At 63.5% G+C, this 23791-nt stretch carries 23 protein-coding genes; 3 read left to right on the forward strand and 20 right to left on the reverse strand.

The genetic code is table 11. The features are described 5' to 3' along the window. Positions 1-122: 122 nt before the first annotated feature. The 5 genes from trpA to hisI are packed head-to-tail and all read right to left on the reverse strand — an operon-like array spanning position 123 to position 3848. Positions 123-917: a tryptophan synthase subunit alpha gene (trpA, locus tag JQS30_RS10475; protein ID WP_213170228.1), complete on the reverse strand. Its 795-nt coding sequence runs from the start codon at positions 915-917 to the stop codon at positions 123-125. Then, positions 914-2134: a tryptophan synthase subunit beta gene (gene trpB / locus JQS30_RS10480; protein WP_246497863.1), complete on the reverse strand. Its 1221-nt coding sequence runs from the start codon at positions 2132-2134 to the stop codon at positions 914-916. The genes trpA and trpB overlap by 4 nt, the downstream gene beginning before the upstream one ends. An 18-nt stretch (positions 2135-2152) precedes the next feature. After that, positions 2153-2953, reverse strand: coding sequence for an indole-3-glycerol phosphate synthase TrpC (trpC, locus tag JQS30_RS10485; RefSeq protein ID WP_343076214.1), 801 nt, complete (start codon positions 2951-2953; stop codon positions 2153-2155). Positions 2954-2955: 2 nt separating this feature from the next. Next, positions 2956-3510 (reverse strand): Trp biosynthesis-associated membrane protein, encoded by a 555-nt coding sequence (locus JQS30_RS10490; RefSeq protein ID WP_213170230.1) that lies wholly within the window; start codon positions 3508-3510, stop codon positions 2956-2958. Further along, the gene (gene hisI / locus JQS30_RS10495; protein ID WP_425498867.1) at positions 3507-3848 is read right to left on the reverse strand and encodes a phosphoribosyl-AMP cyclohydrolase; all 342 of its coding nucleotides are present in this window, start codon (positions 3846-3848) and stop codon (positions 3507-3509) included. The genes JQS30_RS10490 and hisI overlap by 4 nt, the downstream gene beginning before the upstream one ends. Before the next feature lie 216 nt (positions 3849-4064). Here hisI and JQS30_RS10500 point away from each other — a divergent pair, with 216 nt between their 5' ends. Together JQS30_RS10500 and JQS30_RS10505 are read left to right on the forward strand one after the other, a co-directional pair. Further along, positions 4065-4802: a TIGR03089 family protein gene (locus tag JQS30_RS10500; protein ID WP_213170231.1), complete on the forward strand. Its 738-nt coding sequence runs from the start codon at positions 4065-4067 to the stop codon at positions 4800-4802. A 469-nt stretch (positions 4803-5271) separates the two neighbouring features. Beyond that, complete coding sequence (locus JQS30_RS10505; protein WP_213170232.1) at positions 5272-7116, forward strand: BCCT family transporter; 1845 nt, start codon at positions 5272-5274, stop codon at positions 7114-7116. 80 nt (positions 7117-7196) lie between these two features. Here JQS30_RS10505 and JQS30_RS10510 read toward each other — a convergent pair whose 3' ends face one another. Next, positions 7197-9071: an ABC transporter ATP-binding protein gene (locus tag JQS30_RS10510; RefSeq protein ID WP_213170233.1), complete on the reverse strand. Its 1875-nt coding sequence runs from the start codon at positions 9069-9071 to the stop codon at positions 7197-7199. Beyond that, positions 9068-10876, reverse strand: coding sequence for an ABC transporter ATP-binding protein (locus tag JQS30_RS10515; protein ID WP_343076215.1), 1809 nt, complete (start codon positions 10874-10876; stop codon positions 9068-9070). The genes JQS30_RS10510 and JQS30_RS10515 overlap by 4 nt, the downstream gene beginning before the upstream one ends. Before the next feature lie 638 nt (positions 10877-11514). On the opposite strand from JQS30_RS10515, the gene JQS30_RS10520 reads away from it, so the two are divergent. After that, the gene (locus JQS30_RS10520; RefSeq protein WP_213170235.1) at positions 11515-12012 is read left to right on the forward strand and encodes a hypothetical protein; all 498 of its coding nucleotides are present in this window, start codon (positions 11515-11517) and stop codon (positions 12010-12012) included. Positions 12013-12083: 71 nt separating this feature from the next. On the opposite strand, the gene hisF is transcribed toward JQS30_RS10520, so the two are convergent. The 13 genes from hisF to lspA all read right to left on the reverse strand — a co-directional run bounded on the left by hisF (position 12084) and on the right by lspA (position 23375). Next, on the reverse strand, positions 12084-12848 hold the full coding sequence (gene hisF / locus JQS30_RS10525) for an imidazole glycerol phosphate synthase subunit HisF (protein WP_213170236.1): 765 nt from the start codon (positions 12846-12848) through the stop codon (positions 12084-12086). 255 nt (positions 12849-13103) lie between these two features. Then, positions 13104-13499: a Rid family hydrolase gene (locus JQS30_RS10530; protein ID WP_213170237.1), complete on the reverse strand. Its 396-nt coding sequence runs from the start codon at positions 13497-13499 to the stop codon at positions 13104-13106. A 158-nt stretch (positions 13500-13657) separates the two neighbouring features. Continuing rightward, positions 13658-14383 carry a bifunctional 1-(5-phosphoribosyl)-5-((5-phosphoribosylamino)methylideneamino)imidazole-4-carboxamide isomerase/phosphoribosylanthranilate isomerase PriA gene (priA, locus tag JQS30_RS10535; RefSeq protein ID WP_213170238.1) on the reverse strand — a complete coding sequence of 242 codons (726 nt, stop codon included), beginning with the start codon at positions 14381-14383 and terminating at the stop codon, positions 13658-13660. Beyond that, positions 14380-14994, reverse strand: coding sequence for an imidazole glycerol phosphate synthase subunit HisH (gene hisH / locus JQS30_RS10540; protein WP_213170239.1), 615 nt, complete (start codon positions 14992-14994; stop codon positions 14380-14382). The genes priA and hisH overlap by 4 nt, the downstream gene beginning before the upstream one ends. 8 nt (positions 14995-15002) lie before the next feature. Further along, positions 15003-15161, reverse strand: a complete 159-nt coding sequence (locus tag JQS30_RS10545; protein WP_213170240.1) for a hypothetical protein — start codon at positions 15159-15161, stop codon at positions 15003-15005. Beyond that, positions 15158-15772, reverse strand: a complete 615-nt coding sequence (gene hisB / locus JQS30_RS10550) for an imidazoleglycerol-phosphate dehydratase HisB (protein ID WP_213170241.1) — start codon at positions 15770-15772, stop codon at positions 15158-15160. Before hisB ends, JQS30_RS10545 begins: the two co-directional genes overlap by 4 nt. Continuing rightward, entirely contained in the window at positions 15769-16890 is a 1122-nt protein-coding gene (locus tag JQS30_RS10555) for a histidinol-phosphate transaminase (protein WP_213170242.1), read from the reverse strand. The genes hisB and JQS30_RS10555 overlap by 4 nt, the downstream gene beginning before the upstream one ends. Positions 16891-16906: 16 nt before the next feature. Beyond that, a complete protein-coding gene (gene hisD / locus JQS30_RS10560; protein WP_213170243.1) occupies positions 16907-18211 on the reverse strand; it encodes a histidinol dehydrogenase in 1305 nt (434 codons plus the stop codon). 124 nt (positions 18212-18335) lie between these two features. Continuing rightward, positions 18336-19052 carry a hypothetical protein gene (locus tag JQS30_RS10565; protein ID WP_213170244.1) on the reverse strand — a complete coding sequence of 239 codons (717 nt, stop codon included), beginning with the start codon at positions 19050-19052 and terminating at the stop codon, positions 18336-18338. A gap of 32 nt (positions 19053-19084) precedes the next feature. Then, entirely contained in the window at positions 19085-20203 is a 1119-nt protein-coding gene (locus tag JQS30_RS10570) for a MinD/ParA family ATP-binding protein (protein WP_213170245.1), read from the reverse strand. A 494-nt stretch (positions 20204-20697) separates the two neighbouring features. After that, entirely contained in the window at positions 20698-21564 is an 867-nt protein-coding gene (locus tag JQS30_RS10575) for a hypothetical protein (protein WP_213170246.1), read from the reverse strand. A 207-nt stretch (positions 21565-21771) separates the two neighbouring features. Continuing rightward, entirely contained in the window at positions 21772-22707 is a 936-nt protein-coding gene (locus tag JQS30_RS10580; RefSeq protein ID WP_246497865.1) for an RluA family pseudouridine synthase, read from the reverse strand. Then, complete coding sequence (lspA, locus tag JQS30_RS10585; protein WP_213170247.1) at positions 22704-23375, reverse strand: signal peptidase II; 672 nt, start codon at positions 23373-23375, stop codon at positions 22704-22706. The genes JQS30_RS10580 and lspA overlap by 4 nt, the downstream gene beginning before the upstream one ends. Between the last annotated feature and the right edge of the window lie 416 nt (positions 23376-23791).

Below are 23791 nucleotides of genomic sequence, written 5' to 3' on the forward strand. Positions count from 1 at the left end.
GGAGGGGGCGACGGAGGTATCCAGTTGAGCGGGCCGCCCACCTCAACGTGAGCGAGCCCGTGAGAACGACCAGTGGAGGTAATGTGGTTACCAGCCACAGCGGTGGCCTCGTGAGAGGTTCCTCAGTCGCGACCTGAACGCACTCCAGCTGCCAGGTCACTAGTCAGCGCGGCCAGTTTCTTGCCTCCGGTGGCGGAGTCGGTGTCGAGCAAACAGTTGATGAACGCCGACCCGACAATGACCGCGTCGGCGAACGCGCCGACTTCGGCCGCCTGCGCTCCGTCGCGTACTCCCAGCCCGACCCCAATGGGTAGGTCGGTGACTTCGCGGGTGCGTCGCACGAGTTCGGGTGCGGCCGAGGAGGTGCCGGCTCTGACGCCGGTGACTCCCATGATCGACTGCGCGTAGACGAAACCGCGCGAGGCCTCACAAGTGGAGCGCAGGCGAGCGTCGGTGGAGGAAGGTGCCACGAGGAAGACACGGTCGAGGTCGTAGCCATCGGAGACGGCCATCCACTCCTGTGCTTCCTCGGGGATGAGGTCGGGCGTGATGAGCCCGGCTCCACCGCATCCGGCCAGATCGTGCCCGAACCGGCGTACCCCGTAGCGCTCCACGAGATTCCAGTACGTCATGACCAGGATCGGGACCCGGCCAGAGACCGCGTCGAGGACCTCGAAGAGGTCCTTGGTGCGAAATCCATTGTCGAGTGCCTGTTGGGCGGCTCGCTGGATGGCGGGTCCGTCCATGACCGGGTCGGTGTAGGGCATGCCGATCTCGACGATGTCGACGCCCGAGTCAATCATGGTGTCGATGGCGGCGATGGAGTCGGCGACAGTGGGGAACCCGGCCGGAAGATATCCGACCAGCGCCGCGCGGCCTTCGGCCTTACATGCGGCAAAAGCTGATTGGACGTTCATTGCGCGTTCCCTTCTGCCAGGCCGAAGTAGGCCGCGGCCGTGCCCATGTCCTTATCTCCGCGCCCGGAGAGGTTCACCAGGATCGTCGTTCCCGGTGCGTCCTTAGCTAGGCGCAACGCTCCCGCTACCGCGTGGGCGGACTCGATGGCGCAGATGATGCCTTCTTTCGCCGCGAGGGTTCGCATGGCGTCCATGGCTTCGGCGTCGGTCACCGGCTGGTAGGTGGCGCGGCCGATGTCGGCTAGGTGGGCGTGTTCGGGGCCGACGCCTGGGTAGTCGAGCCCGGCGGAGATGGAGTGCGAGGCGATGGTTTGTCCGTCTTCGTCTTGCAAGACGAACGTACGCGCACCGTGGAGAACACCGACTTCTCCCGCGGTGATGGTGGCGGCGTGGCGTCCCGTTTCGTAGCCGTCGCCTCCGGCCTCGTAGCCGTGCAGTGCCACGTCGTCATCAAGGAAGGCGGTGAAAATACCCATCGCGTTCGAGCCACCGCCGACGCAGGCGACGACGTGGTCGGGTAGGCGGCCGATCCGGTCGAGGATTTGCGCGCGTGCCTCGTCGCCAATGCCACGACAGTAGTCGCGCACCAGGGCCGGGAACGGATGCGGTCCACCGACGGAGCCGATGAGGTAGTGCGTGTGATCGACCGAGGCGACCCATTCGCGCAGAGCTTCGTTCATGGCGTCTTTGAGCGTGCGAGAGCCGGTGGTGACGGGAACTACCTCGGCTCCGAGCATGTGCATACGGGCGACGTTGAGCGATTGCCGCTGGGTGTCTTCTTCCCCCATGTACACGGTGCATTCCAGGCCCAGGTAGGTGGCGGCCGTGGCGGCGGCCACGCCGTGTTGGCCCGCGCCCGTTTCGGCGATCACGCGTTTCTTGCCCATTTTCTTGGCCAGCAGGGCCTGGCCGAGCACATTGCGAATCTTGTGCGCGCCAGTGTGGTTAAGGTCTTCGCGTTTGAGCCAGATGTCGGCCCCGGCACTTTCCGATAGCCGGCTCGCCTGGTACAGCGGGGAGGGACAGTTGGCGTATTCACGCAGCATGCGGTCGAACTCAGCTTGAAACGCCTTGTCAGCGGTGGCGCTGCGATGTGCCTCGTCAAGCTCCTCCAACGCGGCGATCAAGGCCTCGGGCACGAACCGGCCTCCGAACCGGCCCCAGTGGCCCGTGGAGTCAGGTCCGCCGATGGCTGGAGTCTGCTCGCCGTGAGTCACGGGATGTCTCCTTCTACGTTAAGCCGGCCGTGGAGTGGCCGGGTGGCTCCCCGCCGTCACCAGGTCGGAGACAGCTTCACGTGGACTCTTCTTGGTCACCAGGCCCTCGCCCACCAGCACCGCGTCGGCTCCGACCGAGGCGTAGCGAATGAGGTCGCGCGCGTCGCGCACACCGGACTCGGCGATCTTGACCACGTCGCGTGGCAAGCCCGGCGCGATACGTTCGAACACCGAGCGGTCAACTTGGAGCGTCTTGAGGTTGCGAGCGTTGACGCCAATGACCTTTGCTCCGGCGGCCAGCGCTCGGTCTGCCTCTTCCTCGGTGTGTACCTCAACCAGGGCTGTCATTCCCAGTGACTCGATGCGTTCCCGCAGCGCTTCCAGGGCGTCCTGTTCGAGGGCTGCGGCGATGAGAAGCACCATGTCCGCGCCGTGGGCGCGGGCTTCGAGCACCTGGTAGGGGGTGAGGATGAAGTCTTTACGCAGGATGGGGATGTCCACGCAGGCGCGGACATTGTCGAGGTCCTCCAGGCTGCCTTTGAAGAAGTGCCGCTCGGTCAGCACGCTGATGACCGAGGCTCCGCCTGCGGCGTACTCGCTGGCGAGTGCGGCCGGGTCGGGAATGTCGGCCAGGGAGCCCTTGGAAGGGGACGATCGCTTCACTTCGGCGATCACTCCGACGCCACCTGTGCGCAAGGCCGTGTAGGCGTCGTAGGGAGCCTTCGCGGCTTGCGCCGCGTCACGTACTGCTTCCAGCGGAGTCTGTTCTTGGCGTACAAGCAGGTCTTCTTGCACACCGGCGATAATTTCATCGAGCACGCTCACCGGGGTTTTTCCTCCTTTGCCGCCTTTGTGGAGATAGTAGAAGACGTGGGGTCGTACCCTGCGTCCAGGGCTTTCCAGATCTGTTCTGGGTCTCTGAGTTGAGCTTCGTCCTCACGCTCGGAGTGGTCGGTGCCCGGTTTAGGGGAGGTTTCAGTGTCCCAGCCGGGGCTAGCGATGAAGGCGGCCACGCTGACGGTGAGCAACGCCAAGGACAGAGCTACTGTGGCGCCGCTGAAGAGCCCCGGGGTCTCCATTAGGCCCCGGATGCCGCCGCTGAGGGGGCCCAGACTGGCTAGGGCCGCTAGGACCAGTAGGACGCGGCGTAGCTTCGCCCCGACGGCGAGCAGGGCCAAGTACGCGGCTCCGGCCACGAGTGCGGTCGGTAGTGCCCAGGCGGCGACGTCGGTGCCGGAGATTGGTTCGGTGATGTCGGGCAGTGGCCCAGAGCGGGTGAGAGTCTCATGTCCCCAGGCCCTGGTGATGGTGAGGAGCGCGAGGCCAGTCAACGCCAGGCCAGCCAGGAGGGCGGTTCCACGACGCAGGTGGGTCATGATCGCTCCTGTTCACGGTTGACGGGTATCTCACGTCCAGTGAAGCAGCTGGTGGTTCCGGTGTGGCAGGCTGGTCCGGTCTGTTCCACGCTCAGTAGCAAAGTGTCTCCGTCGCAGTCCAGAGCAGCGGTCTTGAGTCGTTGCACGTGGCCCGAGGTAGCTCCTTTGACCCAGTATTCGCCCCGGCTGCGCGACCAGTAGGTCACCTGCCCGGTGGCGAGGGTGCGGCGCAAGGCCTCTTGGTCCATCCACGCGAGCATGAGTACTTGGCCGCTGTCGTGTTGTTGGGCGATGACGGGCATGAGTCCCTCGGCGTTGAACACGGCACGTTCAAAGATGGGATTGTCAGCCCAGGTGTTTCCCGTGTCTGCCTGATCGGTGTTGTGTTCCCCCACGACGTCCCTTTCTGTTCCCTACGGTCACCGCCGAGCCGACCGGTCGTTGCCCCAGGCTGGGCAGCTGCACTGCGGGGCGCGCCCGGCAAACCGGCGGCGCGAATCCCGCCATCCGCCCCCACCGTAGCCCTGCCAAGGTCGGCGTTCGACAATAGGGCGGTGACTGTTCGAGACCATTTCGGCGAGACGATGACCGCCGACGAGACACGCCCTTTCATCACGTTCTACGACGACACCACCGGCGAGCGCACGGAGTTGTCATACGTGACGTCGGCCAATTGGATGAACAAGACCGCCAACCTCTGCGTTGACCTGGCGAGCTTGGAACCCGGCGACACTGTGGCCGTGGACATGCCCGCCCATTGGTTGACCGCGACAGTCATGCTCGGGTGCTGGATGGCGGGTTTGCGCATCGCGCACGAACCGGCCAGCGTTCCGGTGGCCTTCACCTCGGCCGATCGTTGCCGTAGCGACAAGGCGCTGGCCGCCGATGAAGTGTGGGCGGTCGAACTGGCCCCCATGGCGGTGGGGCTGCGTCCGGGCCCGGCCATGGAGGCTGGCGCGGAGGACTTCCTCGCGCAGGTTCGCGGTTGCGGAGACTTCTTCACCCCGCCCGCGCCGGTGACCGGCGCGGAGGTGGCGCTCACGGCGATGCCGGGGCGCGGGCCCAAGGAGCTGACGCACGACCAGGTCATGAGCGCGGCCAAGGACCGGGCCGGGGAAATGGGAGTTGGTCGGGATGAGCGGGTTCTGATGACAACCCAGGGCCGCGCCCCTCTGGATTGGCTCTTGGTTCCGATCGCTGTTGGCGCTTCGGTGGTGCTGGTGGCCGGGGATGGCTCGGGGGCCGATCTGGCCAAGCGTGCCCAGACCGAGCGGGCTCGCCTCATCCCCTAGGCGGCCTCCGTCGGCTCGTCTGGGCGAGATTGTTGTGGCAGGTGAGGCGTCGCATCACCATCCACAAACACCTTTGTATTGATAATTGTCAATTCCTAAATCAGCGGCTATTCGGCTTGAATTTCGCCCGCAATAGCACAACAAATACGCGACCTTCTCGTTGGCAACCACTGCGCCAATATGATTAATAATCGCGTCTCGACCTGGGAAAAAGAGACCGTCCAGGCTCCCGCTGCCCTATTTCCAGGCTCGTGAACTGCGAAAACCCGAATGAAAACACCTCAAACTAAGGCACGAGATCACGTCATTGATATGCCGTTGTTATAAAGCAGTGTCATTAACACGCATCAATTCCCCTGCCTGGAAGCAGCGAGGTAACCTATTCAAGCATTGCAAAATGAGCCCCCAAGTGGCGAAACACAGTCACGCAAAGTGCTCGGTGGCTCACCCCAACTAAATGGAGCAATGAATGACTCAACCTGAGGAAACCACTACTACGCAATCCCCGGAGGAGGGCCCACCGCCAGCGTCTGCCCGCCCCAGAACCCTTCCAATCGACTTCGGCGTCTTCGGTATCGCCGCCGCCGTCATCTTGGCCATTGTCGTATGGGGCGTCGTCGCCTCGGAGAACATGTTCAGTGTCTCCGGCACCGCCCTGGACTGGGTCACCAACAGCTTTGGCTGGCTGTTCATCATCTCGGCCAATATCTTCTTGGTTCTGGCCATTGTCATCGCCATCAGCCGCTATGGCAACATCCGGTTGGGCAAGCCTGACGAACGCCCCGAGTTTGGCACGCTGACCTGGATTGCGATGATGTTCGCCGCGGGCATGGGCATCGGCCTCATGTTCTTTGGTGTCGCCGAACCCCTCTCCCACTTCGCGACGACGCCGCCCAGCGTCAACGCGGTGCCCCTCACCGAACGCGCCGTCGAAGGCGCGATGGTCTACACCTACTTCCACTGGGCTCTACACCCGTGGGCCATCTACGCGGTTGTCGGCCTCGCCCTGGCATACGCCACGTTCCGCAAGGGACGCGGCAACAGCCTCTCCGCGGCCTTCCAGCCGCTACTGGGAGACAAGCCCTCCGGCGTCTTCGTCGGCAAAGGCATCGACCTGCTGGCCATCTTCGCGACCGTGTTCGGTACAGCGACTAGCCTCGGGCTTGGAGCGCTCCAGGTGGCCAACGGCTTGGAGATCGTCGCCGGGGTAGACAACAACCAGTATCTGCCCGTCATTGTCATCATCGGTCTGACCCTTGCCTTCGTCGTCTCCGCCTTCAGCGGTATCCACAAAGGCGTCAAGTGGTTGTCCACGACCAACCTGATCCTGGCCGCCGTGGTCATGTTCTTCGTGTTCGTCGTCGGGCCGACCACCTACATCCTGGACCTGTGGCCGTCCTCAATCGGTTCCTACCTGGCAAACCTGGTCGGAATCTCGAACTCCACCGGTATCTTCACCGACGCCGAGTGGGTCTCGGGCTGGACGATCTTCTACTGGGCCTGGTGGCTGTCCTGGGCACCGTTCGTCGGTACCTTCATCGCCCGCATCTCGCGTGGCCGCACGATCCGCCAGTTCGTCGTCGGTGTCCTCTTGGTTCCCAGCGGCGCCTCGACCCTCTGGTTCGCCATCATGGGCGGCACCGCCATCTTCGAGGACCTCGACGGAGCTGGGCTGACCGCTTCCCTAGCCAGCGAGGGACAAGAGAGTGCCCTGTTCGGCATGCTCGACCAGCTTCCCCTAGCGGGCCTGCTGTCGGTGCTGTGCATGATCTTGATTGCTCTGTACTTCGTCACCAGCGCCGACTCGGCTTCCCTGGTGCTGGGCTCCCTCTCCAGCCGTGGTTCGCTACTACCTAAGAAGGCCCTCGTGGTCTTCTGGGGTTCCTCGATCGGAGCCGTGGCCGCGGTGCTGCTGCTTTCCGGCGGAGACGAAGCCGATGGCGGACTCTCCGCGCTACAGCAAGCCAACATCTTGGTCGCACTGCCATTCATGATCGTCATGCTGGCACTATGCGTGGCGTTGATGAAGGAGCTCAAGTCCGACCCAGGTGCCAACCCGCTGCGGTCGCAACTGCGTCAACGCGGTTTCCGGGAGGCCATCCGCACGATGGTCGGCGAAGAACTCGACCGCGAGGAAAACGCCGAGCGGGTTGAGCGTCACCGGTGGCGTCGCGGAGTCATGAAGCCGGGAATGGCTCCCAAGCCCGACCCGACTGACGAAGGCTCTGTCGCCACGGACGAGTCCAACGGCGACGACAACGGTTCGGACAACTCCGGACCCAAGGGCGACGAACCGCGCAGCACCAACCTGTAGCGTTTCGCCAGCTGTCCTATATGAGTGTGGGCCCTCCCCGTTCGGGGAGGGCCCACACTCATATAGGCGACCGCAAACTCCTAGTCGGCGGCGCGCGTCTGTTCGATCCAGGAGGAGTGCAGACGACCATAGACCGAATCGGGCTCCTGCACCAGGGTCCGGTGCGGACCGCGTTGGACGATCTGCCCCTGGTCGAACACCAAGACCTCATCGGAGGTTTCGGCCGTAGACAAGCGGTGGGCGATGATGACAGTCGTGCGTCCCCGTGTCACCTTGTCCAAGGCTGCGGACAATCGCAGCTCCGTGGCCGGGTCCACCGCGCTGGTGGCCTCGTCGAGCACCAGCAGGTCCGGGTCGGCGATATAAGCGCGCACGAGCGCCACCAGCTGCCGTTCACCGACGCTCAAGTGCTCCCCGCGCTCCCCCAGCTCGCTTTCCAAGCCGTTGGGAAGGTTATCCACCCAGTCGTCCAAGCCCAGTTCGGAGAACGCCACATAGATCTCGGCGTCGGAGAGCTTCGCGTTCACGAACCGGATGTTGCTGGCCAAGGTGCCGTCAAAGAGAAAGCCTTCCTGCGGCACCATGATCACGCGCTTGCGCAGCGACGAAAAACGGATCTCGCGCAACGGAGTGTCCGCTAGCCGCACTTCGCCCGAGGTCGGATCCATCAGCCGGGTGAGCAGTTTCGCAAACGTCGTCTTACCCGAACCAGTTTCGCCGACGATCGCGACCTTCGACTTCGGTTTCAAGTCCACGTTTATGTCGCGCAAGACCAATTCATCCTCGACATAGGCGAAGTCGACGTCCTTAAAGCTGACCCCGAGCGGGCCAGGAGCCAGATCACGGCCCTTTTCCCCCGGGTCGGCCACATCGGGCTCCACGTCGAGCACGTCGAGCACCCGTCGCCAGCCCGAGACCGCGTTCTGCGCCTCGTTGAGCACCTCGGTACCGATCATGACCGGCTGCACGAACAGCGTCACCAGGAACAGGAACGCCGTCAGCTCACCGACAGTCATATTCTGGCCCGAGACCAGCCACACCCCGGTGACGACAACCGCCGACAGCGCCAGACCATTGATCGTCTCGCCAGCTCCGAAGGACATGACCGACTTCTTCATCGCCTGGAATTGAGCGTGCCGATGACCCTCGATCGAATCGTCAATACGCTTCGCGGTCCGCTCACCCACCGCGTAGGAGCGAATGACCGGCGCGGCCACCACAGTCTCCGAAACCGCACCCAGCATCGAGGCAATGCGACGACGCACGATCATGTACGCCTGCGCCAAACGCCGCTGCAACCAGCGAATAATCAGTGTCACCGGCAAGAACGTCGCCCACACCACCAGGGCAAGCTGCCAGCTGTACACCACCATGACCACGGTCGCGGCGATGATCTGCCCCGAGGAGATCAGCAGGACGATACCGCCCATTTGCAGAAACTGGCTGATCTGATCGATATCGGTGGTGACACGCGAGGTCAACGCGCCCCGCCGTTCGCCCTGCTGGTGCAGCATCGACAGGTCGTGAATATGGCGGAAGGTCCGGCGACGAATCGAGGCCAGCGCCGTTTCGCACACCGTGTACAGCCGCAGGTTCATGAAGTAGTTGGCGGTGCCCGTCACCAGGAGGATGCCGAAGCCCAAGCTGGCGACCAAGCCCACATAGCCGACGTTGGGGCCACCTTCGACCATGAGGCCGTTGTCGATTGCCTGTTGAACGGCGACGGGGACCACGATGCGTCCGACGGTGGCGACGATGGCCAACAGGATGGTGCCGAGCAGGCCGGCTTTGAGCTCTGGGGAGAGCTTGAGTCCACGCTTGACGGTTTCCCAGGGGCGCACGGCCTCTCGGCTGTCGAGGGCCCCGGCGGTGGACTTTTCGTCGCGTTCGGTGGCACGCTGTGCCGCTTCGGCGCTTTCGCGTCGTGATTTCGAGATGGTGTCGTGGCTGCTCATTTAGCGCTCACCTCGGTCTGGGCCTCCTGGAGCGTGATGTCTTCGGGTTCGTCGAACTCGCCTTCGCGGACACGTTCGGCCTCAGCTTGTTCATAGGCGGAGACCAAGTCGGCGTAGTCGGAGTTGGACTCCATGAGTTCATCGTGGGTGCCGTGAGCGGCGATCGTGCCCTCACGTAGGAACACAACCTCGTCGGCGAGGCTGATGGTGGCCCGGCGGTAGGCGACCACGAGGACCGAGGCGGGGTATTGGTCGGAGCGCAGGCCGGCCAGGATCGCCGCTTCGACTTTCGGGTCCACCGCCGAGGTGGCGTCATCGAGGACCATCAGGCGCGGTTGGCCGACCATGGCGCGGGCGAGACTGAGCCGTTGGCGCTGTCCGCCCGAGAGCGTGGTTCCACGCTCGCCTACTTCTGCGTCGAGCCCTTCGGGGTTGCTGGAGATAAAGCCGTCTGCTTGCGCGCGCCGCAGTGCTTCCCAGACTTCCTCGTCGGAGTAGTCACCGCGACCGAGGGTGACGTTTCCTCGCACGGTGTCGTCGAAGACGAAGGCGATCTGGGGCACGAGGGCGATCGATTCGGCCAGTGCGGCGTGGGTGAGCTCGCGGGTGTCGATGCCGTCGAGTTTCACCGACCCGTTGTCGGCATCGGCCAGGCGCACCGCCAGAGAGGCGATGGTGGATTTACCCGAGCCGGTTGCGCCGACCAGGGCGACGGTTTTGCCGCTGGGCACCTCAAAGGTGATGTCGCGCAGGGCGCGGGAGCCGTCTGGGTAGGCGTAGGCCACGTTTTCGAACGTGAGGGTGGCGGGCTCTTTGTTGTCGGTGAGCTTGTCGCCATAGGGCATTTCGCCTCGTGCGGCTAGGACGTTGTTGACACGGTTCCATCCGACCACGGCCACGGGGAGTTCACCCATGACCCAGCCAATGGCTCGGATGGGGAAGGCCATGATGGTGAAGAGGAAGGCGATGGTGACCAGTTGGTCGACGCCGATGTGTCCCGACTGGAGTCGGTACATGCCGACGACGAGGACCAGCAGGGTTCCCATTTCGGGTAGAACCGAGATGGCTGGCTCGAAGACGGCCCGCAGGCGTCCGACTCGGATCATGGCGTCGCGAAGTTCGTCGGCGTCACGGGCGAAGCGTTCGGTTTCTTCGGCTTCCTTGCCCATGGCCTTGACGACGAGGGCTCCGTCGAAGGATTCGTGGCCTGAGGCGGAGACGACCGCTCGCAGCCGTTGGGCGCGGGCGGCGCGCGGGGACATCTTGCGAGCGAAGATGATGTTGATGATCAGCAGGACAGGGAAGAGGGCGAGGGCCACCATCGCCAGCATCCAGTCCATGACGAACAGTGAGCCCATTGCCAAAACCAGCATGGAGAGCGTGCCGACCATGAAGGGCAGTGGCGCGACGGGCCGGAAGGCGGCTTCGACGTCGGCGTTGGCGTTGGACAGCAAGGTGCCCGTCTGGTGTTTTTGGTGCCAGGAGACGGGCAGGCGTAGGTACTGGTCTGTGACTTTGCGCCGGTAGCGGGCCTGCATGCGGTATTGCATGGAGGCGGCTCCGAGGCGGCGCGTGGCCATACCGGTGATGCGTAGGCACGAGACGAGGATCAGCACGCCGACGGCGGCGGCGGTGGCGGCGACGAGGAATCGTTCCTCTTGGGCTGCCGGTATGACGACGCGGTCGACGATGAGCCCGGTGACGAAGGCGCTGCCGACCAGCATGGTGGTGTGGAGGACTGCGCCGAAGATGGAGATGGTGAACACGCGGGGCTCGGTCTTGATGGCGTGGCCGAGCAGCCGCATGCCGCGCCGGAGGGTTTTGTCACCCTTCGTGGAGTCGTATAGGTCGTTGGTGTGAGTCGACGTCGTGTCGCGGTTGTTCTTCGTAGACCCTGCGGGGGGCGAATGCGACCCGGTCTTTGATGACTCTGCCTTTGTGTCTGTCATTCACACTCCAGGGGTCAGGCGCTATGCGCTTCTTTGAGACACCGACACTTACTTGCCAGCCGACAAGTAAGGATATAGGCAATCATGACTCACTGCCTCAGCGGGAACAAACGATTTTTGCGGCTTAAATGCCTGAATATGCCCACATCACAACCAATAAACAGGCGAGAAAATTTCTCCTGTGTGACAACTCACGCCCCAAATTTTGCTTGTGCTGCCGCTCCGAGGGCCCCGCGCGCCGGTAGATCCGACGCGCGAACTTCACTGCTTTGAGCGACCGAAGGGCCGGTCACAACTACCCCTTTTTTCACAAGACCACTTCCGATGAGCAGGCTCTTTCAGCCTAGAGGCTGGGCATGACATCGTCGCCCGCATAAAACCGATCGACCAATATCGTGTCGTTTCTTCACATCCGCGAATATTCTGGCAAGTGGTATGTGTCGCAATGAGCTAAATTGGAAGATGCCTCCCCTCCCCTAGCTCAAGGAGCCCCCGTGACCGCGGGAACCATTTCGAGTCCCACCGGCATGCCGCCAGCACCCAGCTCACCTGGAGCGCTCGCCTCCCCTCACGAGGAATCCGGGCGCGGCGGACCCATTCCCACCCCGACGCGCATCGCCATTGCCAAGATCTGGGTGTGCTCGGTCTTCGCCGCCTCCATAGCGATCATCGCTTGGGCCTCTGCCTTCACCGCACCCCTGCCTGTGAACTGGATCGACATACCCGGCGGAGTGTGGGCCGCATCGTTGAGCACCATCGTCGCGGTCAGTCTCAAGACGGTCGCGCTAGGGCTGCGACGCGGCAGCGGCTGGGCCAGACGACTGGCCATCGACTTCTGTTGGATCGCTCTAGCCGCCATCCTGTGCGGCAGCCTCATCGAGCAAGACCTCCTCATGCTCATCGCGCTGCTGTACCCACTGGTGCTACTGGGATTGCTTCTTCATCGCGCATCACGGCGGTGGTGTACCGCTGAGCAAGCATCGGGGGCCTAAGCCTTTCTCGTCAGGAAGGCGGATTAGCTGCGGGCGACGGTGTCATACAGACGAGACGTGCCTCATGTCCTCTAGCGCCGGACGGGATACCCCGCACTTGCCAAAGAATCCTTGACCTGTGAAATCGCCACTTCTCCGAAGTGGAAAATACTAGCGGCCAGCACCGCGTCGGCTCCAGCGGCGACCGCTGGAGGGAAGTGCTCGGCCCTACCGGCTCCACCCGAGGCGATAACCGGTACCTCGACGGCGGCGCGAATCGCGGCGATCAGCGGCACATCGAAGCCTGATTTGGTCCCGTCGGCGTCGATCGAGTTGACCAATAGTTCGCCCGCGCCCAAATCCGCACCTTGACGTGCCCAGTCCACAGCGTCAATGCCGGTTCGTCGGCGACCACCGTGAGTGGTGACTTCCCAACCCGAGGGCGTATCCGCGCCAGAGGCGACATCGAGACTCAAGACGGTCACCTGGTTGCCAAAACGGTTGGCCACCTCGCTAATGAGCGCGGGGCGTTTGATCGCGGCGGTGTTGATGCCGACCTTGTCAGCACCCGCTCGCAGGAGAGTATCCACATCGGCAACAGCGCGGACCCCGCCGCCGACGGTCAACGGGATGAAGATCTGTTCGGCGGTGCTGGCCACCACGTCAAGCATCGTGGCACGGTCATCGGTCGAGGCCGTGACATCAAGGAAGGTGACCTCGTCGGCGCCTGCGGCATCGTAGGCCCGGGCCAACTCGACGGGGTCTCCCGCGTCCTTGAGGTCTTGAAACTTGATGCCTTTGACGACCCGACCGGCGTCGACGTCCAGGCAAGGGATCACACGCACTGCAACACTCACCACCCCAGCCTAACCGGTGCCGCTGCGGTGGTGAGCACGGTCGAACCGGTGTCACGTGCCAGGACGGGAAGGGGCCGACCGAAGTCGATGAAAACGGATCGCTAGTCGCGGCGCAATCACTGCCAACCATTGCCCTCGCCCGTGGATCTGCGCGGCTGAACCCAGATGCTCGCTTCCACTGTCGGCAAGCTACCAGTCGCCCGCACCTCGCACTACTTGACTGGACCCACAATGGCACGTGGCCCCCCAGCGCCATCATTCCCTCCAACCGCGAAACGCCTCCAGTTCCACCGCCACCAGCTGTTCGGGATGGGTCAGACAATTGACGACCACGACCGTAGCCGTTGGGCGCACAACCCCGAAGAGCTCACCGTGTGCCAAACCCACGGCCTCGGCATGTTCGGGGTTGACGATGTACATGCGGGAACGGACCACGTCACCGATCCCGGCACCGGCTCGCACCAACGCGTCCAGCGCCGACCGAAACGCCTCCTTGGCTTGCGCACCTGGGTCGTCAATCATGGAGGGTCGCCCGTCAACGGCGGCGGCGCACGCACTAGTCATCACCAACGGCCCCACCGCCACCGCCTGCGAGTAACCGAAAAGCCCCTCCCACTTGCCGCCAGAGGACACACGTTTCACCAAAGCCATGAACCACACCCCAGGTCGCGGGCACGCCAAAGGCGCACCCATTCACATCATTCGAAGTGAGGCAAAGAATTTCCGCCCAGCGCACGAGCGCGCCGACGCGGCCACATGATCCGCGTGGTTCCCGGCGACAGCAAGTACCCCCAAAAACGGAGGAGTTCTCAACCTCTCAAGAGGTTCAACGCTTCAGCGACCGTAAAGTTACCCTTGTACAGCGCCGTGCCGACGATAGCTCCCTCGACTCCTTCGGCGCTCAGAGCGCTCAATGCCTCCAGGTCAGCCAATGAAGAGATCCCACCGGAGGCGATGACAGGCTTGTCGGTTCGCGCGCACACTTGCCGCAGCAGGTCAGTGTTGGGACCGCTGAGCATCCCATCGGACTTGACGTCGGTGACGACATAGCGTTCGCAACCAGCGCGCTCCAGACGTTCGAGCACGTCGAACAATTCCCCGCCCTCGTGCGTCCAGCCGCGAGCGGCTAGACGGGTCCCTTTGACATCCAGACCAATGGCGACCCGGTCACCATATTCGCCGCACACCCGATCACACCACTGCGGGTTCTCCAGGGCGGCAGTGCCAATGTTGACCCGGCGAGCCCCAGCGGCAAGTGCCGCCTCCAAGCTCGCATCGTCTCGAATACCGCCTGAGACTTCGACATCGATGTCGAGTTTGCCAATCACATCGGCCAACAGCGTGGAATTCTTACCGCGCCCAAACGCCGCGTCCAGGTCGACCAAGTGAAGCCATTGCGCTCCTTGACGCTGCCATTCGAGAGCCGCGGCCAGCGGATCGCCATATTGGCCGCCAGTGCCAGCGACACCCTGTACAAGCTGCACCGCTTGACCTTGGGCGACATCGACGGCGGGCAGCAGCTGCAAAGTGGTCATGTGATTCCTTTGATCCAGTTGGCGAGGACGGCGGCACCGGCGTCGCTTGACTTCTCCGGGTGGAATTGGCAGGCCGACACGGCATCGCGTTCGATGGCGGCCACGAACGCATGGCCGTGGTGGCCGCGGGCGATCCGGGCCCCAGCGACCGGAGGCACCGCAGCGTAGGAGTGCACAAAGTAAAAGCGAGTATCGGGTTCAATTCCGGCAAACAGCGACATGTCCGCATCGGGTTCAACCGTGTTCCATCCCATGTGCGGAACCCGAGGCGCTTGCAGAGAATCAACAGTGCCGGCGAAAATACCTAGGCCCTCTGTGTCGATACCGTGTTCCCGTCCCCGTTCGAAGAGCACCTGCATTCCCACACAAATGCCCAACACCGGCGATGAAGAGGCGACTCGTTGGAGAATTACCTTGTCAAGCCCGGTGTCACGGATGCCCTTCATGCACGCGGTGAACGCCCCCACGCCGGGCACCACGAGCCCATCGGCTTGACGGGCCTCATCGAGGTCACAGGTGAGCGAGGCGTCGGCCCCAGCTCGCTGCACGGCTCGCAGCGCCGAACGCAAATTACCGCTGCCATAGTCGAAGATCGCGACAGTCTTACTCATGAGACCACCTAATAGATGAGGAAGATGCCGTAGGCGAACAGAACCAAACCGACCAGTCCACACAGCAGCGAAGCGAGCGTTTTCCCCTGCTGGCGCAGGGAATAGGACCCGCCACCGAGAAGCCCGGCGACGAGCATGACGAGCATGGGGCCAAGGAACTCGCTCACAGCTGCCCCTTCGTGGAGGGGATGCCGCGCTGCGTCTCATCGAGGCGGCACGCGCCCTTAAGCGCCCTGGCCAGCGCTTTGAACTGGGCTTCCACCACATGGTGGGCATCGGGCTTTTGGCCATGGTTGCTGGCGCGCAGCACCGACACGTGCAGGGTGATGCGCGCGTGGAAGGCGAACGACTCCAGCACGTGGCGTGTCAGCGAGGTCGGGTAGTCCGCTCCGATGGTCGGTGCGAGATTTTCCGGTTCCTCGTGCACCATGTAGGGGCGACCCGACAGGTCGACCACGGCGCGGGCCAACACCTCGTCTAGGGGGACGGTCGCGTCGGCGAAGCGGGAAACTCCCGACTTGTCCCCCAGAGCTTTGGCGAAGGCCTGGCCTAGGGCGATGGCGGTGTCTTCCATCGTGTGATGGGCGTCGATGTGCAGGTCGCCCTTGGTTTTTACGCGCAGGTCAAAGCCACCGTGCTTGCCCAGTTGGTGCAGCATGTGATCGTAGAAGCCGATGCCGGTGGACACGGAGACTTCACCGGTGGGCCCGTCGAGGTCGACGAACACTTCCACAGAAGTCTCGGCCGTGGAACGGGAAACGGAACCGTGGCGGCTCATGTGGACTCCTTAGTCGATGACGTGTGGTCGAACAGTTCGGGGTTGACCGTCTGCACCGCTTGCAGCGCGGCGAGGAACGCGGTCGTTTCGGACTGGGTGCCAGCGGTGACCCGTAGCCAGCCCGGTAGTCCGTTGTCCCGGATGAGGACGCCACGGTCAAGTAGTTTCTGCCAGACGGCCGGGGCGTCGGCCATTCCTCCGAAGAGGACGAAGTTGGCGTCTGAGTCGGCTACTGGCAACCCTTGGGCGCGAATAGTGGCCACGATGCGGTCCCGCTGTATCCGGATCTCATCCACTGTGGCCAGCAGCTGTTTAGTGCCGGTGAGCGCTCCGCGCGCCGCAGCCTGCGTCAGGCTTGACAGGTGATAGGGAAGTCGTACCAGCAATAGCGCACTGATCACGTCGGGATGGGCCGCCAGGTATCCGAGGCGGGCCCCGGCCAAACCGAAAGCTTTGCTCATGGTCCGGGTGACGACCAGCCGCTGATGATCGACCAGGAGCCGCACAGCGGTGTTTTCGGGCTCGCGGGCGAACTCGGCATAGGCCTCGTCCACGATCACCATTCCCCGGCACGCTTCGACGGCGGCGACGATAACCTCCGCGTCGAGCGCGGTTCCGGTCGGGTTGTTCGGCGAGCACAAGAAGACCACGTCGGGGTCGTGCTCGGCGATCGCGGCCCGGACGTGCTCGGCACTGAGGCCGAAGTCTGCCTCTCGTAGCCCATCTGCCCACTGGGTGCCCGTGGAGGAGGCGATGATCGGGTGCATCGAATACGAGGGAGTAAACCCGAGCGCGGTACGGCCTGGGCCGCCGAAGGCTTGCAATAGCTGCTGCAATATCTCGTTGGAACCGTTGGCGGCCCACACGTTGTCCACGCTGAGGTCATGCCCTAGATAGGCGGCTAGATCCCTTCGCAGGTCGACCGCGTCACGGTCGGGGTAACGGTTGAGTCCGCCCACCACTTCGGCCACGTGTCGTTGAATCGCCTCGGCCACGGTGTCGGGCAACGCATAGGCGTTCTCATTGGTGTTGAGTGCGACCTCGACATCCAGTTGCGGGGCCCCATAGGGCGTCTTGCCACGCAGGTCAGCGCGGAGCAGAGAATCAATGTTAGTCATGAGCTCCCCTCTCCTCTCACGCTTCGAATCGGACGGACACGGCCTCGCCGTGCGAGGGAAGGTCCTCCGAATTGGCAAAGGTGACGACGTCCTCGGCAACCGCGGCCAAAGCCGACTGCGAATAGTTGACCACATGGATGCCGCGCAGGAATGAATGCACGCTCAGCCCCGAGGAGTGGCGCGCGCAGCCACCGGTGGGAAGAATGTGGTTGGAGCCAGCGCAGTAGTCCCCCAGGGAAACCGGGGTATAGGTACCCACGAAGATCGCCCCGGCGTTACGGATACGCATGGCGATGTCAGCCGCGTCGACGGTGTGAATTTCGAGGTGTTCGGCGGCGTAGGAGTCGGCGACGCGCACGGCGGCGTCGATGTCGTCTACCACGATCGTGCCCGACTGTTCCCCGGTCAACGCGGTGTGAATTCGGGCGTGGTGCTTCGTTAGTGGCACCCGCTTGGCCAACTCGTTGTCCACCGCGTCGGCCAGCGCCACGGAATCGGTGATGAGGACGCTGGCGGCGGCTGGGTCGTGTTCGGCTTGGCTGATGAGGTCGGCGGCCACGTGCGCGGCGTTGGCCTCCGCATCGGCGATGATGGCGATCTCGGTGGTTCCGGCTTCGGCGTCGATTCCCACCAAGCCGCGTACGGCCCGCTTCGCCGCGGTGACATAGATGTTTCCCGGGCCGCAGATCATGTCAACCGGGTCGCATTCGTCGGTGCCGTAGGCGAACATGGCCACGGCTGCGGGTCCGCCGACGGCATAGACTTCCTCGAGACCCAGCAGGCCGCACACGGCCAGAATGCCCTCATCGGGCAGTCCCGTGTCCTTCTGCGGCGGCGAGGTGACGGCCAGCTGTTCGACGCCAGCGATTTGGGCGGGTACGGCGTTCATGATGACGCTGGAGGCCAACACGGCCAATCCGCCGGGCACGTAGAGACCAACTCGATTGACCGGTACGTAGCGTTCGGTGATGTAACCGCCGGGCGCGACCTGGGTGTGGATGTCGGGTAGGCGCTGGGCGGAGTGAGCCTGGCGTACGCGGTCGATGGCGGTTTGGTAGGCGCGGCGGCGGGCCGGTTCCAGTTTCTCCACAGCGGCGTCGATGGCTGCGGGGTCCACTCGCAGGCGTTCCAGTTCAACCTGGTCGAACCGGGCCACGGCGTCGGTGACGGCGGGGGTGCCTCGCTGGGCGATGTCGTCCAGTAGCGGCTGGATTTGATGGAGGGCCGCGTTGACGTCAAAGGTCGCGCGAGGGAGCAGATCCCGTAGCTCGCTCGCGGAATAGTCGGTGATCGTTCCTTGGAGACTCAGTCGTCGAAGCACCCCTTAAGGGTAATTGTCCCAGCACACGGGAGGCGACAGCGGCCCAATAAAGATAGGTCACACTGAATGTCGACGCCTGAACTGAGGTTGATCACAGCGTCGCGTGGCACGCCCCGGTTCGTCCTTAGCGCTCCTGGAAAAAGTCGCTGGGGCGTTCTCGCAGGTAATAGCCCCGCGACCAGCCCGCGCACATGGCGTAGGTAAAAGCTGCGGCCAAGGCCATCGTGGCGAGGACGCCAAGCTGTAGGTGATCAGTCATGAGGGCGAAGTCTCCGCCGCTGAGGGCGCTCCATGCCTGGTAGAGGTCAATGTCGGCCATGCGCACTTGTGCTGGTCTCATAAAGGTCCAGCCGGGTTCGCCCGCGTGGACGGCGTCCCAAAAGGCCTCCCAGTGGCGGCTGCCGAATCGCCATGCCACGATTTGGCAAGCGAGGGAGCCGACTACGAGCCCGAATAGGATGATGGGTCCACGTCGGGCGCGCAACGCATTCCACACCAAGATGGCCGCGATGATTCCGGCGATGAGTCCGATGGCGGCGAAGTTGAGGTCAGCTAGCACAAAGCCCGCTGGATCGAGTTCGGTCGGTGCCCAGGAGCGTTCGGTGCGGACGATTTCGACGCGAGGGGTGAGGGCTTGCCACAGCACCGCCAGCGGTAGCCCGAAGAATCCCAGCACCACGGCGAGGAGGGCCGCGGCCCTGGTATCGGCGGCTAGCGTCTTACGCGCGGCATCTGGTGGCGGTGACTTTTCAGGCGAGGGTTCATCTGCGAAGTCAGAGCTGGGCTCCGGGTGCTCGCCAGTGGCGCGGGTGTTCTCGCTGGCGGTCTCTTTGCGGTCCACGGTGCCGATCTTCCCACACCTGCCCTGTGTCGCTACAGGCCTTCGAGAATCGTGGCGGCCGCGCTCATCCAGGCCACCCGCGTGGCATCACGGAGGGCGGAGAATTCGATCTTCGCGCCCGGTTCAAGCGCTGGGTCGTATGGCACCACGGCAACTGAGCCGGTTCGGCTTTTGAAGTGGCGGGTGAAGTCGTTCAGTAGTGGCCCCGGGTTGGGGGTCGGGCAGGACAGAAGCGTGACCGCTTCGGAGACGAGGTGACCGTATCCGTTCTCTTCCAACAGATCCAGCATCCAGTCGGCCGCGAAGGCGGCGTCTTCGCGGGGAACCGTTGTCACCACGAGTCGGTCTACTGAGGAAACAACTGTGCGCCAGTTCGGACTCTCAACGTTGTTTCCCGTGTCGATGCAAATGATGTTGTGGGTGCGAGTGAGAATGTCGAGCACTCGCAGCACCGTTGACGGGTCGAGATGGCGTTGCAGTTTCGGGTCCTCGTCACCGGCGAGGACGTCGAAGGAACCGTCGGAGGAATGGCGCAAGAATTCGTCGAGATGTTCGGGCAGATGTACGCCAGCGGCCTCCACCTGCGGCAGATGCTCGACCAGGTGGCGAATAGTGCGGGCGTGGCGAGCCGTACCGGCGCGCAAGCCCAAGGTGCCGCGCAACTCGTTGTCGTCCCAGGCGATGACGCCGCTGCCGCGAGCGGTACCCAGCGCTGCGGCGGTGAGTACGGTGGCGGTGGTCTTGTGCACGCCGCCCTTGGGGTTGATAAAGGCGACGACCTTGGATCGGCTAAGCGGGCGACGCAGCCTCTCCATGATCTGCGGATCTGGCGCGGCTGGACGCAATTGTTGCGGCGGTACACCACGTCGCGGTTGGGACGGCGCGCTTTGACGGCGTGATTCGGCGCTCGGATAGTTCTCAACGGGCGCGCTGCGGCGCTGGGCAGGAGGAGCCGCTGGCGGTTGCGACTGGTACGGGGGTGGGGCTTGGTGCGGAGGCGGCGGGTTGCGGCGTGGGTATTGAGTGTGCTCGGGCGGGGGTGATGGGGTTGGTGGGGCTTGGGTACCGCGTGTTCGACTGCGTCCCAAGAGGCTGCGCCAACGCGAACCAGACTCGGGACGGTCGCCACTCCACCTATCCGGCGATCCCACGTATACCTCCTCGTTTCGCGGCGATTCTGCTCACGCACGTGACCTGGGCAAAGTCTATGGGTGTCTCGTTGAGGTCACCACGGGGCAGTTTCTTTCTGCACCGCTACCGCCAGCGACCGCGAGGACACAATTTTTCTTCACTCAGCCTACGGAATCACCTAGACGCCCCCGCAGCCACCCGTGAGATCTGACACTTCATCGTGAAAATTTCTCAGATGGGCTACCGGGGCCGTCAGTTGTCGGGTTCGTTCCCGAAGACTTTCGCGAACACGTCTGCTCATCAAGTATGGCCCGCAAACCGTCAGGATAAAAGGCGACCGCGCCACATCGGCGGTGATGCGTCTACCAGTGAGAGACCCTTCGTCCGAGCCAGCGACGGCACTGCGTCGCCCCCGCGCTTTCGCAGGAGCCCAGCTAACGCAGTCTCGACGTGGCCGCAGAAGGATTGACCTGTCGTAACACCCTTATCGGGTGAACCGCCTTGAGATGGTTCCTCAATCAGGGGTTCCTTCATCCAACGACGCAGAGGGGGTAGAAGTTGTGGGTTCATAAGTTGGCAAAAGGGGGACAAATGTCACCGAGTCCGCGTCGACTCCTATTGGAGCCGGGTGAATGAGTCGCACTTGCGGCTGCTCTTGCAGCCAATACAGTGTCCCTGGGGTAGCCCGCACCACGGCCCCATAAACGCATTCGCAGCCCTGGCGGTAGGCGTGAGCTTGAGTAGCGGCCACCATACTGTCGTTGAGGTAACGGTCGCGTTGCTCAGCCTCAGCTGAGCTGTCGCCTGTAAGCGACTCCGAGAGTTCAAACAAATCCCTCGCCTGCGACTCGCGCCGGTCGGCCAGAAGCTCCATCGCCTTGGACAAGCCGCCGGGCATCTCTCCTACCTCGATTTCAACCCCAGTCACCTCAATGTCGGCCGGGGGCGGGCGCAGGAAAGCCCGTTGGGTTTCCACCGTGGGCCCAAAAAGGTCCGCCAATTCCTGCGGAGTGGCGAAAGACTCCAGAGAGACCACCGCCCACACATCCTCGACCTCTCCAGTGGCTCCCTCGATAGACAGCAGCTCGTTCATCTCCCGCCGCACATGTTCGACATAGGCCTGCGACGTCGTTCCCGGCGGAGGACCGATCAACATTCCCGACCCGGCAATGCCACCACCGGCGTCAGCGGCCCGCTGCGTGGCGTGGTCGCCAATTCCAGCGTCCCACCACAATGCCACGATGACGGTCAGCGCCAAAGCCGACAAAAGCCCCAATCCGAGCGCGCGACTGGCCCGCGAGATGAGGGCCCGGTGAAGACGAGACCCCAGCCGCGGCACTACCACCTCGTCCAGACGCGAAAAACGCTTGCCCACACTCATGCTTCCCCCACGTCAACTCACAGGCGCGCTGGAACCAACCGAAATCCCAACCCCGGCCGGGTGCACACCCACCTGCCCTGCAACCAGGCCGCGTCGGTCGCGATACACATGACAAAGCCGCTGTGCGCCTATATCCCGGCAGCCAAATGCGCCCGTTGGACAGGCTGCGATCGCGGGATGGGAGGCGAACAGGTAAGACCGAGTCGGCTACTGGCCCTCGCGCAAAATCTCTAGCGCATACGCGAGATCTTTAGGGTAGTCCGATTCGAACGAAACCTGTTGACCTGACGAAGGATGCGTGAAACTTAGCTGGTAGGCGTGCAGCCACTGGCGTGTCAGATTCAGCCGTTCGGCCATGGTCGGATCGGCACCGTAGGTCAAATCCCCCACGCACGGATGGTTCAACGCACTCATATGCACCCGGATCTGGTGAGTACGGCCAGTCTCGAGGTGAATGTCCAACAGTGCCGCACCCGGAAACACCTCAAGCGTGTCGTAATGAGTGACCGAGGCCTTCCCATCGGCGATGACGGCCCACCGATAGTCATGCCGAGGGTGGCGGCCAATCGGCGCGTCTACAGTGCCCGAAAGTGGATCGGGATGTCCCTGCACGATGGCACGATATCGCTTATCGACCGTACGCTCCTTGAAAGCCCGCTTCAGTTCCGTATAGGCGCGTTCGCTCTTGGCGACCACCATGACCCCCGAGGTCCCCACATCGAGGCGGTGCACAATGCCCTTGCGTTCATCAGCTCCATGCTCGCTGAGCCGATGCCCAATGGCCAATAGTCCACTGGTGACGGTCGGGCCATCCCAACCAGGGCTCGGATGGGCGGCGACGCCCACCGGCTTGTCCACCACCACGATGTCGTCATCGGCAAACACCACGTTCAGGCCATCGACGGCACGCGGCGGTTCAGCCTGGGCCGCCTGCGGCGGCTCCGGCAGCGTGACGTCGAGCCATTGGCCGGAGGTGAGCCGGTCAGACTTAGCGCACGTCGCGCCGTCCACGGTCACATCGCCCTCGGCGATCAGCTCGGCGGCAACGGTGCGAGAAAGGCCAAGCAGCCGCGAAAGAGCTTGATCGACACGCTGGCCCTCACAGCCCTCTGGCACGGGCAGGGAACGCTGGGGACGGGTCATGGTCGTGTCTCACCACTTTCTGAGTCGGAGGCCGCTGGAGCGGACAATGTCGCGTCGTCGACATCGGAGGCATTGTCAGCCTCAGCATTGGTATCGGCCCGGCTGTCCTCGGCCGGAGGTTCCGAAAAGGGACGCCCGGTGAATTCCAAAAGAACCACCAGAATGACACCGACAACCAACGAAGAATCGGCCATGTTGAAGATCGGGAAAGCCCGCCCGGCCGGGTCGAACACGCTCACGAAATCGACGACGTGGCCCTGCATAAAGCCCGGCTCGCGGAAGATGCGGTCCACCAGGTTGCCCGTGGCCCCACCCAACACCAGACCGAGGGCGAACGCCCAGGGTAGATTGCGTATCCGCGTGGACAGAAACAGCAACACGCCGACGACAATTGTCGCGATAATGGCCAACACCCAGGTGTAATCGGTGGCCATGCTGAAAGCCGCGCCTGGATTGCGGGTCAAGTTCAAGTACAGGACGCCATTGAGCAGTTCCTTTGGCGGAGCATCGGTCAACCAGTGAACGGCGGCGACCTTGGTGAGTACGTCGATGAGCACTGACACAGCCGCCACTGACAAGAACGTGCTGACCAGAACCCTGGTGCTACGGCTCTTGCGGCGTTGCGTGCCGACAGACTCAAGTGTGGGGTCTGGCTGAGCGGTGTTCACGAGTGTTGGTCTCTCCTGTGTGCCTGTTTATTCGACTGTCTGGGTGCAATGCCTATCCGGCGCGGCGCCACCGGGCCCCGGCGACGAGGAGCATGCCCGAGGGACCAATACGACCTCATCCAGGGAATACGTACCGCAAAGCCGTCGGCCCCGGGCCCGGCCCCCTATCACTGGTTGGGTGAGGACACCCACATCTGAGCCCGACCTTCGATAAGGGTCGAGCAACCCGGCTTTCACCAGCGCATACGCTGGGAGGATTCAGCCCGACTAGCTTAGCCTGACATGCCAGGAGAGCACGGGAGCGGCCGGGAGGGCTCACAGTGGCGGGGCCGCCACCGAACCCCTAGCTAGGGGTTAGATTGCGCCCCAGGTCAGCCTCATCACATACGCGCCTCGCCCCAAGAATGGATGCGGAC

The sequence above is a fragment of the Natronoglycomyces albus genome, from assembly GCF_016925535.1.
Classification (GTDB): domain Bacteria; phylum Actinomycetota; class Actinomycetes; order Mycobacteriales; family Micromonosporaceae; genus Natronoglycomyces; species Natronoglycomyces albus.

Bases quoted from the DNA above. Each gene is read 5' to 3' on its own strand.
- JQS30_RS10510 (WP_213170233.1), bottom strand. From the start codon at position 9,071: ATGAGCAGCCACGACACCATCTCGAAATCACGACGCGAAAGCGCCGAA.
- JQS30_RS10515 (WP_343076215.1), bottom strand. From the start codon at position 10,876: ATGCGGCTGCTCGGCCACGCCATCAAGACCGAGCCCCGCGTGTTCACC.
- JQS30_RS10575 (WP_213170246.1), bottom strand. From the start codon at position 21,564: ATGAGTGTGGGCAAGCGTTTTTCGCGTCTGGACGAGGTGGTAGTGCCG.
- JQS30_RS10580 (WP_246497865.1), bottom strand. From the start codon at position 22,707: ATGACCCGTCCCCAGCGTTCCCTGCCCGTGCCAGAGGGCTGTGAGGGC.
- JQS30_RS10490 (WP_213170230.1), bottom strand. From the start codon at position 3,510: ATGACCCACCTGCGTCGTGGAACCGCCCTCCTGGCTGGCCTGGCGTTG.
- priA (WP_213170238.1), bottom strand. From the start codon at position 14,383: ATGACCACTTTGCAGCTGCTGCCCGCCGTCGATGTCGCCCAAGGTCAA.
- trpA (WP_213170228.1), bottom strand. From the start codon at position 917: ATGAACGTCCAATCAGCTTTTGCCGCATGTAAGGCCGAAGGCCGCGCG.
- hisH (WP_213170239.1), bottom strand. From the start codon at position 14,994: ATGAGTAAGACTGTCGCGATCTTCGACTATGGCAGCGGTAATTTGCGT.
- JQS30_RS10555 (WP_213170242.1), bottom strand. From the start codon at position 16,890: ATGACTAACATTGATTCTCTGCTCCGCGCTGACCTGCGTGGCAAGACG.
- hisB (WP_213170241.1), bottom strand. From the start codon at position 15,772: ATGAGCCGCCACGGTTCCGTTTCCCGTTCCACGGCCGAGACTTCTGTG.
- JQS30_RS10530 (WP_213170237.1), bottom strand. From the start codon at position 13,499: ATGGCTTTGGTGAAACGTGTGTCCTCTGGCGGCAAGTGGGAGGGGCTT.
- JQS30_RS10505 (WP_213170232.1), top strand. From the start codon at position 5,272: ATGACTCAACCTGAGGAAACCACTACTACGCAATCCCCGGAGGAGGGC.